Annotated in this window: 11 protein-coding genes; 9 read left to right on the forward strand and 2 right to left on the reverse strand. The window is 45.3% G+C overall.

Going from position 1 to position 15,406, the window contains the following annotated elements:
• The first annotated feature begins 716 nt into the window (after positions 1–716).
• The 6 genes from brnQ to G464_RS0101110 all read left to right on the forward strand — a co-directional run bounded on the left by brnQ (position 717) and on the right by G464_RS0101110 (position 7,817).
• Positions 717–2,081 carry a branched-chain amino acid transport system II carrier protein gene (brnQ, locus tag G464_RS0101085; RefSeq protein WP_022856406.1) on the forward strand — a complete coding sequence of 455 codons (1,365 nt, stop codon included), beginning with the start codon at positions 717–719 and terminating at the stop codon, positions 2,079–2,081.
• Between the two features lie 32 nt (positions 2,082–2,113).
• The gene (locus G464_RS0101090; RefSeq protein ID WP_022856407.1) at positions 2,114–2,740 is read left to right on the forward strand and encodes a sugar O-acetyltransferase; all 627 of its coding nucleotides are present in this window, start codon (positions 2,114–2,116) and stop codon (positions 2,738–2,740) included.
• 88 nt (positions 2,741–2,828) lie between these two features.
• Positions 2,829–3,671, forward strand: coding sequence for an aldo/keto reductase (locus tag G464_RS0101095; protein ID WP_022856408.1), 843 nt, complete (start codon positions 2,829–2,831; stop codon positions 3,669–3,671).
• 10 nt (positions 3,672–3,681) lie between these two features.
• A complete protein-coding gene (locus G464_RS0101100; RefSeq protein ID WP_022856409.1) occupies positions 3,682–4,716 on the forward strand; it encodes an NADH:flavin oxidoreductase/NADH oxidase in 1,035 nt (344 codons plus the stop codon).
• A gap of 67 nt (positions 4,717–4,783) precedes the next feature.
• Positions 4,784–5,413 carry a hypothetical protein gene (locus tag G464_RS0101105; protein ID WP_022856410.1) on the forward strand — a complete coding sequence of 210 codons (630 nt, stop codon included), beginning with the start codon at positions 4,784–4,786 and terminating at the stop codon, positions 5,411–5,413.
• A gap of 1 nt (position 5,414) precedes the next feature.
• Complete coding sequence (locus G464_RS0101110; RefSeq protein ID WP_022856411.1) at positions 5,415–7,817, forward strand: HAD-IC family P-type ATPase; 2,403 nt, start codon at positions 5,415–5,417, stop codon at positions 7,815–7,817.
• An 80-nt stretch (positions 7,818–7,897) separates the two neighbouring features.
• Here G464_RS0101110 and G464_RS08410 read toward each other — a convergent pair whose 3' ends face one another.
• Complete coding sequence (locus G464_RS08410) at positions 7,898–8,650, reverse strand: Bax inhibitor-1/YccA family protein (protein WP_022856412.1); 753 nt, start codon at positions 8,648–8,650, stop codon at positions 7,898–7,900.
• 39 nt (positions 8,651–8,689) lie between these two features.
• Positions 8,690–9,439, reverse strand: a complete 750-nt coding sequence (locus tag G464_RS0101120; protein WP_021618479.1) for a GTP pyrophosphokinase — start codon at positions 9,437–9,439, stop codon at positions 8,690–8,692.
• A 141-nt stretch (positions 9,440–9,580) separates the two neighbouring features.
• Here G464_RS0101120 and miaB point away from each other — a divergent pair, with 141 nt between their 5' ends.
• From miaB to G464_RS08415, 3 genes are all read left to right on the forward strand, one after another.
• Positions 9,581–11,119, forward strand: coding sequence for a tRNA (N6-isopentenyl adenosine(37)-C2)-methylthiotransferase MiaB (gene miaB / locus G464_RS0101125; RefSeq protein WP_022856413.1), 1,539 nt, complete (start codon positions 9,581–9,583; stop codon positions 11,117–11,119).
• On the forward strand, positions 11,103–12,350 hold the full coding sequence (gene miaA / locus G464_RS0101130; protein WP_022856414.1) for a tRNA (adenosine(37)-N6)-dimethylallyltransferase MiaA: 1,248 nt from the start codon (positions 11,103–11,105) through the stop codon (positions 12,348–12,350). The genes miaB and miaA overlap by 17 nt, the downstream gene beginning before the upstream one ends.
• 162 nt (positions 12,351–12,512) lie before the next feature.
• Positions 12,513–15,404, forward strand: coding sequence for an FtsK/SpoIIIE family DNA translocase (locus G464_RS08415; RefSeq protein WP_022856415.1), 2,892 nt, complete (start codon positions 12,513–12,515; stop codon positions 15,402–15,404).
• Positions 15,405–15,406: the final 2 nt, after the last annotated feature.

Raw genomic sequence — 15,406 nt, forward strand, 5'->3', positions numbered from 1 at the left:
ACCTGGAAACGAAAAAAGCTGATACGTGTCTGTAAAATCTCATTGACACGTGTAAGTTCCCTGCTTCCTCTATGTAACCGTTTGAGTTCTTCTTAAAGCCTGCCACGCCGATAAAGAAGGAAATACTTGAGCATCAGTCGCGCGACTCCATCCACGCAATGTTTCATGTGATACTCCAAGCAAAGAAACAAACTCGAATAACTGCCTTATTACCCGGTTCTATATTAGTTCTTGTTTTCTTCAAGAGAGTTCTACAGCACGAGTTCTAAAATTCTTGTGAATACCCTTTACCCTGATCCACAACCCCTATCATCCCCCCTAAAAAAAGAGAATCCACCAGAAACAAAAACCAACCCACATCACTCAACGAGCTAGCCCTGTGTTACCCAAACAGATTCAACAAATAACCACAAACAAAAACCGCTTACACAAAAAATCTGACACGCTCCGATGACTCGCCAAGTTTCTTGACCTTTGAACCAATAAATACACGTGCATCCAAATCAAGAAAAACTACTACTAACCCCAGCAACACATTTTGGTCAATAAGCCTATCCTTACTCTGGTGCTTAGCGCGAATATAAACGAAAACAATACAGCCATAGCATCTACCGTCTTATATTGTGAATGACTTTATGACATTCCCTCTCATCCGTCTATACATAAGAGCAATATCACGCTAATCTCTCTAACAGTAGAGAATGGAGGAGAGATCCATGAAAAAGAAATTAACAGGCAAAGAATCCATTATTGTGGCATCCATGCTGTTTGGGTTGTTCTTTGGTGCTGGAAATCTTATTTTCCCCGTAAGTATGGGGCAGAAGGCCGGTTCGCATGTATGGCCCGCAATTATTGGTTTTTGTATTACTGGTGTAGGTTTGCCTCTGCTGGGTATTGTGGCGCTATCTGTGTCGCAGCGAAAAAGTCTGTTCGATATGACCAGTTTGGTGGGGAAAGGTTTTGCATATTTCTTCACTCTTGCTTTGTATCTGACCATTGGCCCATTCTTTGCAATTCCTCGTACAGCTACAGTGTCGTTCCAAGTGGGCGTAGCTCCATTGCTTAAGCCAGAATTACGTAGTATAGCTCTTTTCATCTTCTCTGTTTTATTCTTTGTTGTTGTTCTCTTTTTCAGCTTAAAACCTTCGCGTATTTTGGACTGGGTAGGTAAAATTCTCAACCCGCTCTTTCTTGTTGTTTTATCTGTTCTGGTTATTACAGCTCTGATTCATCCGATGGGTAATATTGGAGCTGTTGCTGCTCATGAGGATTACGTTCATCAAGCCTTCTTTACTGGCTTTTTAGAAGGCTATAACACGATGGATGCGCTGGCATCTGTAGCTTTCGGTGTTATTCTTGTGGATGTTATTCGCGGCTTAGGAGTGAAGGAATCGAGAGACGCGGCAGTTGCTTCTGTTAAGTCAGGTGTGATGGCTGGTTTCTTTATGGTTCTTATTTATGGTCTGCTTACTATTATTGGTGCGCAGTCTGGTGCTGTGCTTGGCGTGAGTGAGGATGGCGGTTCTGCTCTGTTTGCAATTGCTCAGCATTATTTCGGTACTGCAGGTGGTGTGCTCTTGGGAACGGTGATTACCTTAGCTTGCTTGAAGACGGCAATCGGCTTGATTACTTCAATCAGTACCACGTTTACGGAGATTTTCCCTCGTTTGGCGAATTACAACCTTTTTGCGATTATCTTTACTCTTATTTCATTTGTGATTGCGAATGCTGGTTTGAACGCTATTATTACCTTATCTGTTCCGGTGCTTATGTTCCTGTATCCGCTGACGATTATGCTCATGATTTTGTGTGTGCTCGGATCGAGTTTTGCTTTTCATAAGAGCGTGTTTGTTAGTGCGATGACTTTAACGACTATCTCTGCTGCTATTACATTTGTGAGTACTTTGACTAAGATTCTCGTTGGTTCAGTGCCGTGGTTAGCTCCTGTACATCATGCAGCTGCTACTATTGATTCTGCTCTGCCATTATCGGGGATAGGTATGAGCTGGATTGTGCCAGCCGTGATAGGCATAATCATTGGCTATATCTATTATTTTGCTCGTGTTGCGCACACAAAATAGTACTGTTGAATACTCAATGCGGAGGAGATGATATGAATCGGCATGACATGAATCAGAAAGAACGTATGCTCAAAGCTTTGCCATATATAGCGGATATGGATGGTTTAGATAGCGAGCGTTTGGAATGCAGGAAAAAACTGTATGAGTTTAATAATTTGCATCCTGATGATTTAGGTCGTATGAATGAGTTGTTATCCGATATTTTGGGAGCGGGCGGAGATACCGTGTATATTGAAGCTCCATTCCGTTGCGATTACGGGTCAAATATCCGTGTGGGTAAGAACTTCTTCGCCAATTACAATCTGACCATACTTGATCCTGGTGAAGTAGTTATTGGCGATAACGTGATGATTGCTCCTAATGTATCTATTTACACAGCTGGTCATCCTCTGCATCCGGATAGCCGTAATTCAGGATACGAATATGGTATTCCTATTACGGTTGGAAATAATGTATGGATAGGCGGAAGTGCAACAATTTTACCTGGCGTAACTATTGGAGACAACGCTGTTATTGCTGGCGGAGCTGTTGTAGTGAAAGATGTTCCAGCGTGGAGCGTTGTGGCTGGTAATCCTGCTCGCGTTATTCGTCAGATTACTGAAGAAGATCGCGATTACTTCTTTAAAAATCAACGTTTTGATGTAGAAGATTACCGTTAAGCGACGGTGTTCATTCTCAGCTCAACATGCTCAGGGGTTGTAGACTTAATGATGTCTACAATCCCTTTTCCTATCAAGGAGGCTTAGAATGGATTTTGTTACTCTTCACAATGGTGTACGTATGCCTCAACTTGGTTTTGGCGTGTATCAAACTCCGCCAGATGAAACTGAACGTTGTGTGCGTGAAGCACTCGAAGTGGGATACCGTCATATCGATACTGCTCAAGCCTATAACAATGAAGAAGGCGTGGGAGCAGCTATAGCAGCAAGTGGTCTCAATCGTTCAGATATTTTCCTTACCTCAAAGGTATGGTTCTATAAAGATGGGTATCAGGCTGCAAAAGCGTCCATTGATGAATCATTGCGTAAGATTGGTTCGGATTATATTGATTTAATGCTGGTACATCAGCCTTTTGGAGATTACTATTCCACGTATCGTGCTTTAGAAGAAGCCTATGATGCTGGTAAATTACGTGCAATTGGCGTCTCTAATTTCTATCCTGATAGATTAATTGATTTAGCTCATTTTGCACGCATTGTGCCAATGGTTAATCAAGTAGAAACGCACGTTTTCTTCCAACAGCAAGAAGCACGACCGTTTATGGATGAACTTAATGTTATTCATGAATCTTGGGCACCTTTTGCTGAAGGCGCGAATAATTTCTTTGATAATCCTACGTTGAAGGCTATTGCTGAAGAACACGGTAAAACTGTGGCTCAGGTGGCATTACGTTATCTGCTTCAACGTGGAGTAGTGGTTATTCCTAAGTCCACTCATAAAGAACGTATGGAAGAGAATTTCCGCGTCTTTGACTTTGAACTAACCGATGCGAATATGACTTCTCTTGAAACTTTGGATACTCATCACAGTCTGTTCCTAGATCATCGTGGTGCTCAAGATGTAAAACGTTTCGTAGGTTTTGCACGCTAAGGAGAAAACCGTGTCGCAACTACTCTCTGGCGTAACACTCGGTAATCTTACACTCAAAAATCGAGTGGTTATGCCTCCAATGTGCATGTATGCTGTAGAACGGGAAGATGGCATTGCTACGAACTTCCATTTCGCTCACTATGGTGCACGTGCTATCGGAGGCGTTGGACTCATTATTGTTGAAGCAACTGCTGTAGAACCTGATGGTCGAATTACGAACAAAGATTTGGGCCTGTGGAACGAAGAGCAAAAAGAAGTCTTACATAAACTCACAACGAGTGTGCATGAACTTGGCTCTCAAGTTGCTATTCAGCTCAATCATGCGGGACGTAAAGCTGTTGATGCGCGTATTGCTTATGCTCCAAGTCCGCTTGCTTTTAATGAGGATTCTGCTGTTCCTCACGAGATGAGCAGTGAGGATATTGAGCGTGTAAAACAAGCTTTTGTTGATGCAGCAATCCGCGCTCGCGATGCCAAATTCGATGCCATTGAGATACATGCGGCTCACGGGTATTTGTTAAGTGAGTTCTTAGAACCATTAACTAATCAGCGTAGCGATAATTATGGAGGTAGTTTAGAAAATCGTTATCGTTTACTTCATGAAATTGTATGTGCAATACGCGCAATTTTTGATGACTCGTTGTGGGTGCGGCTGTCTTTGAGTGCTTATGATGATACGGAACGCCAAAATAGTCGTGAGGACTGGCAGCAGATTGGTCGATGGTTAGAAGCCGATGGTGTGGATTGCATTGATGTATCCACAGGCGCAGTCACTCCTGCTCGTCCTAATATTCCTATGCGCCCTGGTTACCAGGTGCCGTTTACTATTTTGATGAAACAAGCAGTGAATATTCCTGTGACAGCTGTGGGTTTAATAGATTCTGCGCAGTTAGCTGAACATATTGTTTCATCAGGGCAAGCAGATCTTGTTGAAATAGGTCGTGGATTATTGCGTAACCCACAATGGGTAGCCGATGCAGCACGAGTTTTGCATGAAAAAGACTTTGCTGTATATAACGCATCATATGAACGTGCTTACCATTAGAAGAGAAGCGACGGGGATACTCGTCGCTTCTCTTATTAGAGTAAAGTGAGCTTGTTAGAATAGGCGCATGATGAAAAAGCATGCCGTTTATCGAATTGTGCACATAGCAGTTCTCCTGCTTGTTATAGCACTGCTTTCAGCTGCTGTTTTTGCATGCTCAGTTCCGCGAAAAACAGCAGTAGGGCATAGCTATACTTTAGCCTCAGCCTCACAGTATGTACCGCGAGACGATGATGGAGATGTTAAAGATATACGTGTAGATGTTATTGCATCCACACGTGATGAAGGCAGTCAAGCACAGCGTATCGCCCGAAGTATCGAAAAATCAGGTATTCGCGCCACGTATCGAGCAGCTAAAAACGCACAGCAGCAAAGAGAGCAAGTGCGCAATGCAGTCAACTCATATGCGCGTCTTATAGTCATACCTCAAGATGCTTTTACTCAACACAGTAATACCTTATGGGAGAGCGAGCTATCTTATGTCCGCTCTAAAGGTGTGCCTGTAATCATTAATGCGAGCGCAAACATGCAGCTCATAGACCTCAATATTCCTTCTCAGTATTGGGCAGCGTATTGGGATGTTCGTGCATCGCAGTCTGAGGCAAATACCAGTATCTTTGAAGCAGTCATGTGTGTGGTAGAAGATAGACCTCATAACAGTACTCTGCTCACTCATATAAGCGCTCAGGAGGAATAGTATGGATTACCGTGCAGGGCTGACGCAATCTGAAGTGAACAAACGGATAGAACGCGGCGAAGTAAACCGCATGAAAACAACGACATCGCGCTCTATCGCCGATATTATACGCGCAAATATTTTTACTCTTTTTAACGGTATTATTCTTTCTGCCATGGTACTCGTCTTACTTACAGGCAGTTGGAAAGACGCTGTTTTTGGCGTAGTTATTATTATTAATACTGCTATCGGTGTTTTTACTGAAGTTAAATCTAAAATTACTCTCGATAAACTTTCTATTCTGGTTGCTGCACAGCATACGGTACGCAGAGATGGTCAGGATGTGCAGATTAATCATGACGAAATTGTGCTCGATGACATTGTGATGATTCAATCAGGAGATCAAGTTCCCGCTGACGGTGAAGTTATTGAAGATTATGGGGTAGAGCTTGACGAATCCATGCTTACCGGTGAATCACGCACAGTGAAGAAAAAGCAGGGAGATACCGTTTATTCCGGAGCAACAGTTGTATCAGGTTCAGCACTGATGCGCGTTACAGCAGTTGGGGAGAAATCTTATGCTGCTAAACTGACTCAAGAAGCGAAAGTATATAAGCGCACTCATTCCGATATAAACGATGGTATTAATAAAATTTTACGTTTTATGATTATTATCGTTGTGCCTTTATGCGCTCTCCTTATATGGTCACAAATGCGTGTAATGGGCGGGTGGAATACGGCTATCGCTAACGGCTCATGGCGTGAAGCTGTGGTACAAGCGGTAGCGGGTATTGTGGGATTAATTCCCGAAGGTCTTGTCTTATTGACTTCTCTGAATTTCGCGCTTGCTGCTTTGCGTTTAGCGCGACAAAATACTCTTGTTCAAGAGCTTGATGCTGTTGAAACGCTTGCTCGTGTTGATGCGCTTAACCTCGATAAAACTGGAACAATAACCGATGGTGGTATTGCCTTAGATGAAATTCATATTCTTGAGCACGCAAGCTATAGTGAAAAACAGATTCGTGAAGCTTTATGGCATGTGAGCAATGAGGAACATCCTAATGCTACAGCTACAGCAATTCTGGAAGGTTTACGGAACAATCATGCTGAAAATCAGCAAGTGAAAGCCCGTGTACCGTTTTCCTCTGCTCGAAAATGGAGTAGCGCAGTTCTCGATAATGGTCAGCAATGGTTTGTAGGAGCACCAGAGATTATTATGTCTGCTCTCTCCAGCGTGGCAGACGGAATCCGCGAACATGTAAACAGTTTTGCCAATTCAGGGGCACGAGTGCTTGTTCTGGCTGCAGCAGATGGGGCAGTAGAGAGCGAAACTATTAATGCGAATGCTGTTATTCAAGCTCTTGTGGTGTGCTCAGAATCTGTTCGATCAGATGCTGCTGAAACTCTCGCATGGTTTAGGGAGCAGGGTGTGCGCGCTCGCGTTATTTCAGGCGATAATCCGCGTACTGTTGCTGCTATTGCTCAGAAAGTGAAGCTGACAGGAGATGCAGAACCTCGTTTTATTGATGCGCGAGACTTGCCGCAAACAGCCGAGGAAGTTGCTCAAGTTTTGGAAGACGTGGATGTTGTGGGTCGTGTGTTGCCAGAACAAAAGAAGTTGATTGTTCAGGCTTTGCATTCCCAAGGTCATACAGTGGCTATGACAGGAGATGGGGTAAATGATGCTTTAGCTTTGAAAGAGGCTGATTTAGGCATTGCTATGGGCAATGCTGCTCCTGCTACAAAAGCTGTGGCTCAGGTGATTTTAGTGGATTCACTGTTTTCTCATTTGCCGAGTGTGGTTGCACGTGGTCGTCAAGTTATGGCGAATATGGAACGTGTTGCCAGCTTGTTCTTGGTAAAAACTACGTATTCTGCGATTATCTCTGTGGGAGTTGTGCTCTTAGCCTTGAACTTCCCATATTTGCCACGTCATATGACATATATTGGATGGTTTACTATTGGAACTCCAGCCTTCTTGCTTGCTCTTGCTCCTAATACACGACGCTATATTCCTGGATTCTTGCAACGTGTAATTTATACAGCAGTCCCAGCGGGACTAGTAACAGGTGTTAGTGTTCTTGCATCCACATTTTTTGTGCCGAAAATTATGGGATGGAACAATGTTGCAGAACATATGACCCAATTGCGCACTATTAACGTATGCGTACTATTTGTTTTGGGTATTTTGATGCTTGCCTCTATTGCTCAGCCATTGACATCCTGGCGAGGATGGTTAGTTGCCTTCTTCGCTGTAGCAGGAGTAGTAGGAGCATGTATTCCGTTCGTCGCTCAATTCTTCGAGCTACATCTGCCTACTGGACAGCTTATTCCCGTAACCGCTCTTGTGGTTGTGTGTGCAATAGGATTGTGGTTTGTTGTGTGTTATGTGACTGATCTCTTGTGGCGTGCTCGAGGGGAGTAATATTCAGTACATTTGGGTTGCAGTAGAAAAAATTGTGGGTATGCTCATTACGAGCATACCCACAATTGATGTAGTTACTTTTAGTCTCTGCTAGTGAGCAGGTTCAGCATGGAAATAAAGAAGTTAATGAAATCTAAATACAAGTTTAAAGCGCATAAAATAGAAACGCGCTTAATCATAACTTCATCACCTGCATATTGTGCAAATAGTGCTCGAGCAACCTGCGCATCATAAGCGGTAAAACCTGCAAAAATCAACAGAGTAATAGCACTCAAAAACATGGTGTTCACGCCTACGTTCATGAACATCATAATAATTTCCGCAACAATCAAAACGATTAAAGCAACCATTAAAATTGGTCCGAGCTTCAGCAAATTCATCTTTGTTGTCAACGCAAACATAGTCAGTGTAAAGAAGAAAGCCGCAGTTAATCCTAAAGCAAATACAATATTGCCGATGTTATACACGAAGAAGATATAGCTTAATGTAAAGCCCATCAAAGCTGCATAAGCGTAAAAAGCGATACGTGCAGTTGCAGGGTTCATGCGCAAAGCGCGAGCAGACAAGAAAATAACTACGCCAATTTGAACCACAGCCAAAGCAATCAAACCAAAACGTCCCGTTGCTTGAATGAAATTAACATATATGCCGCTGGCTGCACTTGCAAAGGCTACAACAGCAGTTACAGCCAAACCAAAAGCCATCTCAGCGTAAGTGCGAGCTACAGACACGCGCTGAGCGCGTTCATCAGTAACAACAGACTGTACATCAACATATGGCTGTTCATAAGCATTTTGATCGGTGGAACGAGGTGTTCCCATATAATCCGTCATCAGATCTCCTTAAAACAAAACGTGTTTATATTCTAACGGTTATTCGTCATCAAAGTCAGTTTCGCGCGGAGCAGACACCAAATCTCTATGAACATTCTGCAAAGCTAAGTCAATAGTAAACAACTCTTGAGCTGCGTTTTGAAGAGTCTGCGCATGACGAGCTACTCGTTCGGGGTCATTCGTGCTCTTATAGCGCAAACGATGTTCCAGACTTGCCCAATAATCCATAGAAATCGTGCGGAACTGTACTTCCACAGGAATATCGCGAGCGCCAGTGGTTAAGAAAACGGGCACGCTATAGATAACATGCAAACTACGGTAGCCAGACGCTTTGGGATGCTTAATATAGTCCTTCACTTCCAAAATACGAATATCGCTTTGACGGCTAAGCATACTGGCAATGGCATAGACGTCATCGACGTAATTGCACATCACGCGAATACCGGCAATATCGAACACATTGTTTTCGATATTCTCAATCGTGAGAGATTTGCGGTGCGTCAAAAGCTTACCTGCAATGGAGCGAATCGACTTCATACGGCGTTCCATATGATGAATAGGGTTGTGGCTGTAGCGGGTTTGATACTCGTCGTCGAGAATTTCCAACTTCGTACTAATCTCATGCATAGCACCGCGATACACCTGGAGCAGGTTTTCGAAGTCGCGGCCGAAAGTAATTAAATCGTCTGCATCGTACGGAGTTTCTAAATCTGGAAGAGATTCATTCACCGTCTGCAAAGCCTTCATAATATCGGCTACGCTTAACGGGTTCTGTCTGTCCAGAATCATAATCCACCTCTCTTGTATTCTTAAGCGACTCAAGTATAAACCACGCACATGCCTAACGATCTCGTCCAACGCACTTGCTCAATACTCTCGCTCAACACTCTCGACCAAAAGGACGCATAATCTTCGCTAATATCGATAAGTATGAATGAAGATATGATGACACGCGCTGAGCGTCTTGGTATTGCGGCAGTTAACGGGGCAGATGGTTTGACCGTTGAGAGTGCAACGGAGCCTGTGGATAATTCTGTGGCTGATTCTGTGACTGGTTCTGCAAAGGATTCCCTGACTAATTTAGCTCGCCGCGACAAGCCTGTATATTACGTACACACCTTGGGATGCCAAATGAACGCTCACGACTCGGAACGTATTGCCGGCGTGCTGGAGGCAGACGGATATGCCAAGGCAAGCGAAGAACAGATTAAGTCATCAGACGTAGATTTAATTGTTTTGAACACATGTGCGGTACGCGAAAACGCTACCTCACGAATGTACGGTACTTTAGGACAATACGCAGAACTGAAAAGAGCCAACCCGAACCTACAAATCGCTGTGGGCGGATGTATGGCTCAAAAAGATCGCCAGCGCATTACTGAGCAAGCTCCATGGGTGGATGCAGTATTCGGAACGAAAAATATTGGTTCCCTCACCGCCTTACTCCATGAAGCTCGCCGCACACACGCGCCACAAGTAGAAGTAGCCACCGAGCTACAAGAATTCCCGAGCGAACTTCCTACAGTGCGTGCATCCAAAGCCAGCGCATGGGTATCTATTTCCGTAGGATGCAACAATACCTGCACTTTCTGTATTGTTCCCGCAGTACGAGGAAAAGAACGTGACCGCCGACCAGGAGAAATCCTGGCAGAAGTAGAAAACTGCGTGGCACGAGGCATAAAAGAAGTTACCTTGCTTGGACAAAACGTCAACTCCTATGGATATGCCACAGGAGACCGCTACGCATTTAGCAAACTCCTTCGAGCATGCGGACATATTGAAGGACTCGAACGTGTACGCTTCACGTCACCACACCCAGCGGCGTTCACTCCCGATGTTATTGAAGCCATGGCCGCCACACCGAACGTGATGCCACAGCTACACATGCCTTTGCAATCAGGCTCCGATAAAATCTTGCGCGCTATGCGACGAAGCTATCGCATTGAAAAATTTATGACCATTCTCGACAATGTGCGCGCAGCAATTCCGCACGCACAGATTACCACCGATATTATTGTGGGATTCCCCGGAGAAACTGAAGAAGACTTCCAAGCAACAATGGATGCTGTGCATCGCGCTCGCTTTACCTCCGCTTATATTTTCGAATATTCACCACGACCAGGAACGCCAGCAGCCACTATGGAACAAGTGCCTGCCGATGTGGCGCACGATCGCTTTACACGCTTGCACGCCTTACAAGAAGAAATCTCCCGCGAGATTATGGCAGAACACGTTGGTAAGAACGTGGAAATTATGATTACAGAACTCAAAGGTGCAAAGGATGCTCGCACGCAACGTGTTTCTGGACGAGATCGCGGCGGAAACCTCGTGCATGTTCGCGTTCCAGACGGATATGAGCATCCACAGGTAGGTGATTTCGTAACATGCACTGTTACGGAAAGTGCATCGCACTACCTGATTGCTGACCCAAACCCAGCAAGCGGAGATACGTATGAACTGCGACGATAGAACGGCTTTTAATCAGCGCAGTCCTCGAGATAATCAAAATTCTCAGGACGAGCAGTATTTGCCAAACGAGCGGTTTTCGCGAGACGAGCGTAAGACGTTAAATGAGAGGAAGGCGTTCAGCGAGCGTCAGACGCTATCAAACGAGCGGAAGGCGTTCCAAGATAGCAGAAAGCCTTTCGAGGATCGGGGAGCTTCCGACGAGAGGAATCATCAAAATAGCAGCAAAGCTCAGAGCAAAGTCGTCTCTATCATCGGTCCCACAGCCTCAGGCAAAACCGCGCTCGCGATTGCTCTCGCTCAAGCTTTGGAGCAAAAAACTGGTCAAGCATGCGAAATCGTAAATGCGGACGCTTACCAAATGTATCGCGGTATGGATATTGGCACAGCGAAGGCAAGCGCACAAGAGCAAGCTGAGGTTCGCCATCATCTTATCGATATTATCGAGCCAAGCGAAAGCATGTCTGTAGCACGTTTTCAAGAGCTGGCTCGAAACGCTATTGCTGAGATTCAATCGCGTGGTCTTCGTCCTATTCTTGTGGGTGGTTCGGGCTTATATGCGCGTGCAGCGATAGACGATATTACTTTTCCTGGTACTGATGAGTCAGTTCGTGCTGCGATTGAACAGCGAGCTGAGCAGATAGGGGAGCAGGCTCTGTTTGAACAATTAAGGCTCAAAGATCCTGTGGCAGCTGAACGTATGGATGGTCGCAATATTCGCCGCACTATTCGTGCTTTGGAAGTCATAGAAATAACTGGACGACCATTTTCGGCTAGTTTGCCTCGTTATTCCTATGTTATTCCTAGCGTTCAAATTGGCTTAGACCTCGATCGCTGTGTTCTTGATGAACGTATTGACGCACGTACGCAAGCTATGCGTTCGGCAGGTTTCGTTGAGGAAGCGAAGGCTTTACGTGGTTCAATGTCTGTAACTGCAGAACGAGCCTTAGGATATTCCCAGATGATGGCTGTGCTCGATGGAAACATGAACGAGGATGAGGCTTTTGCTGATATTGCTCAGAAAACAAAACGTCTAGCTCGTAAGCAAATGGGATGGTTTGGGCGCGATCCTCGCGTGCATTGGTTAGATGCTATGAGTAATGATGTGCTTGAACGTGCCGTGGATATTGTATGCGATGCAGACGCTGGTGCTTTTGAAGAACAGGATGCTCAGGCAGATGAGTATGTGCAGCATCATCTAGGCAATATTGCTACGCGGGGAGAGGAAGGGTAGCGCGAAGATATAGCAGAGAGGACGGGCGAGGCGAGGACTCGCGGGGCGAAGATGCGCATGAAGAAGAATAGAAGAGCTGGGGTGCGCGTATGTGGAGCAGTAGTGTTAGCTTTCTTCATCGGCAAGCGGAGGTCTCGTATTTTCGCTAATCTATAAAGCGTTATGGCACGACCAACATCATCTTCACAGAGTCCGAGAGACAAGAAATCAACACGTACTACACAGAGTACGTCATCATTGCGTACCCAGAAGGGAGCGGCACGTTCTGCAGATAATAGAGAGCAGCAACGTGAACCTGAAACATGGTGGATGAAAGTCCTGTTGTTTATTCCTCGCGTTTTTGCGCAGCTTATTCGCGATATTTTTGGATCAAGCAGCGAAAACAGTGATTCGCGGCTTGATGCTTCATGTTTCCTTCTGATTATTTTTAGCGTTTTACTTATTGCGTCGGAATGGTTCCGAGTAGATGGGGTATTAGGACGTTATTTACATATTTTGGCTGCTGGTGCTTTCGGCATAATGAGCGTTATTTTGCCGATAGTTTTCCTCTTTATCGCGTTCCGATTGATTCGTAACTCTAATCTTGAGGCAGAAAATACGCGAGTGCTTTCAGGATGGTTCTTGCTTGTTTGGTCGATTAGTTCCGTTCTTGACGTGCTGATGGTTGCGGGCGAACCTCATTTTTCGTGGTCTGCACTTCGTTCGGCAGGCGGATTATTTGGGCATGTTTTAGGAACTCCGCTAGCTCTTGGCTTATCTAAACCGTTTGCTGTGGTTATTTTTGTTTTTATTGCAGCTTTTGCACTTCTTATGATTACAGGTCTGCATATTGCAGAAATACCGCGGTTGCTTGGTATGACGACTGCAGATAACAGCGCTAGCGATGATGATCAGTTCCCAGAAGATGTGCGCGTTGGAGATGAGACGCTTGCCTTTGCTCAGGGCGTTCCGGCACATGATGGAACGGATGAGGCTGAGCAGAGTGTGCGCCAGCCATGGTGGAAGAAACTCTTTAATCGCATGCGTCACGAAGAGACGGATACGAATCTCGATGAATATGAAGGTGATACGGCCTTCCAGAATCCTATGCGCGTGCAGGATGATTCTCAGACGAATCGTCAAAACGTGCGCAGCGCGCAGTCGGGGCGATTTGAGCCTGACTTTGGTGAAGATGAGACTCGTGCGATTGGGCGCGAGGCTGGGGCGAATGCACCTGAGTTTAGCGGGGCGGCGCAGGCTGCTGCAGGTCGTATTGCCGGACATGTGCCAGCTACATCGAGTCCTCAGGATATTGCCGAAACCATGGCTGTAGCAGGAGCAGGTGCTGTTGGAGCTGTTGCAGGCGAGGTTGGGTCAACTCGTGCTGTGCCAACACATTCATCTGCCGTTGCTCCAGAACAATCGCCTTCTCAAGAAGATAATGAATCTCAAAGTGGTGGTTTTGAACAGCTTCCAGCTCCATCCGATAACGGTCAAACATATCAAAAGCCAAGCCTAGACTTATTAGTAGCTGGTAAACCCCATGCTGTACGTACAGAAGCTAATGAGCGTGTTATTCATGCTTTACGTGCTACATTCCAAGAATTTGGTGTAGATGCCGATGTTGTTGGCTTCTTGCGCGGCCCATCTGTAACCCAGTACGAAGTTGAACTTGGACCTGGCGTGAAGGTAGAAAAAGTCACGAATTTGCAGCGCAATATTGCGTATGCTGTGGCAAGTTCAGATGTTCGTATACTTTCACCAATCCCAGGTAAAAGTGCTATCGGTATTGAAATTCCAAACATTGACCGTGAAATAGTTCATCTCGGTGATGTTTTGCGTTCCCCAGAAGCTCTTAACGACAATAACCCAATGACTGTTGGTCTGGGTAAAGATGTGGAGGGTAATTTCGTAACAGCAAACCTGACTGCTATGCCACACTTGCTTGTTGCTGGTGCTACGGGTTCTGGTAAATCAAGTTTTATTAATTCCATGCTCACATCCATTGTTATGCGAGCTACTCCTGAGCAAGTACGTCTTATTATGGTTGACCCTAAGCGTGTGGAATTAACTGCATATGCTGGAATTCCTCATTTACTTACGCCAATCATTACTGATCCGAAGCGTGCAGCCCAAGCGCTCGAATGGGTCGTGAAAGAGATGGATGCTCGCTATGACGATTTGCAGTATTTCGGTTTCCGTCATGTCAAAGATTTTAATGAAGCGGTTCTTGCCGGAAAAGTTCATGCACCTGCCGGATCTAATCGAAAAGTAGCGCCATATCCATATCTGCTCGTTGTAGTAGATGAGATGGCAGATTTAATGATGGTTGCAAAGAATGATGTGGAAAGTTCTATCCAGCGTATTACCCAGCTGGCTCGTGCAGCAGGTATTCATCTGGTCTTAGCTACGCAGCGCCCATCTGTTGATGTGGTCACCGGTTTAATCAAGTCAAACGTGCCATCGCGTTTAGCTTTTGCAACTTCTTCGGCAACTGATTCTCGCGTTATCTTAGATTCTGTGGGTGCTGAAGCACTTATTGGCCAAGGTGATGCTCTGTTCCTACCGATGGGTAAGCCAAAACCAACTCGTGTGCAGGGTGCATGGGTATCTGAATCAGAAATACGATCTGCGGTTGATTTTGTAAAAACCCAGCGTAAGCCTCAGTATCGTCAAGATATTGAACAAATGGCTGCACAGCAAGATACCAAACAAGCTATCGATGAAGAAATCGGTAATGATATGGACGATCTGCTTCAGGCAGCTGAGCTTGTTGTGGGAGCACAGTTTGGTTCAACCTCCATGCTTCAGCGTAAGTTACGTATCGGTTTTGCTAAAGCAGGCCGCCTGATGGATTTGCTTGAATCGCGTGGAGTGGTCGGTCCTTCCGAAGGTTCTAAGGCTCGCGAAGTGCTTGTTCAGCCAAGCCAATTGCAAGAAGTTCTCGGCTTCATTCGCGGCGATGCTCCTTCGATCGATGCTGCAGCTCAAGCACAGGTAGAGGAACATCACAATGAAAACTCGTCATATCCATCTGATTATGATGGTGCAGATACTTACGATAACGAAGGATAAAA

The sequence above is a fragment of the Alloscardovia omnicolens DSM 21503 genome (assembly GCF_000420505.1).
GTDB classification, from domain to species: domain Bacteria; phylum Actinomycetota; class Actinomycetes; order Actinomycetales; family Bifidobacteriaceae; genus Alloscardovia; species Alloscardovia omnicolens.

Excerpts from the sequence above, each read along its gene's own strand:
- brnQ (WP_022856406.1), top strand. The coding sequence starts at position 717 with ATGAAAAAGAAATTAACAGGCAAAGAATCCATTATTGTGGCATCCATG.
- G464_RS0101090 (WP_022856407.1), top strand. The coding sequence starts at position 2,114 with ATGAATCGGCATGACATGAATCAGAAAGAACGTATGCTCAAAGCTTTG.
- G464_RS0101095 (WP_022856408.1), top strand. The coding sequence starts at position 2,829 with ATGGATTTTGTTACTCTTCACAATGGTGTACGTATGCCTCAACTTGGT.
- G464_RS0101105 (WP_022856410.1), top strand. The coding sequence starts at position 4,784 with ATGATGAAAAAGCATGCCGTTTATCGAATTGTGCACATAGCAGTTCTC.
- G464_RS0101110 (WP_022856411.1), top strand. The coding sequence starts at position 5,415 with ATGGATTACCGTGCAGGGCTGACGCAATCTGAAGTGAACAAACGGATA.
- G464_RS08410 (WP_022856412.1), bottom strand. The coding sequence starts at position 8,650 with ATGACGGATTATATGGGAACACCTCGTTCCACCGATCAAAATGCTTAT.
- G464_RS0101120 (WP_021618479.1), bottom strand. The coding sequence starts at position 9,439 with ATGATTCTGGACAGACAGAACCCGTTAAGCGTAGCCGATATTATGAAG.
- miaB (WP_022856413.1), top strand. The coding sequence starts at position 9,581 with ATGAATGAAGATATGATGACACGCGCTGAGCGTCTTGGTATTGCGGCA.
- miaA (WP_022856414.1), top strand. The coding sequence starts at position 11,103 with ATGAACTGCGACGATAGAACGGCTTTTAATCAGCGCAGTCCTCGAGAT.
- G464_RS08415 (WP_022856415.1), top strand. The coding sequence starts at position 12,513 with ATGGCACGACCAACATCATCTTCACAGAGTCCGAGAGACAAGAAATCA.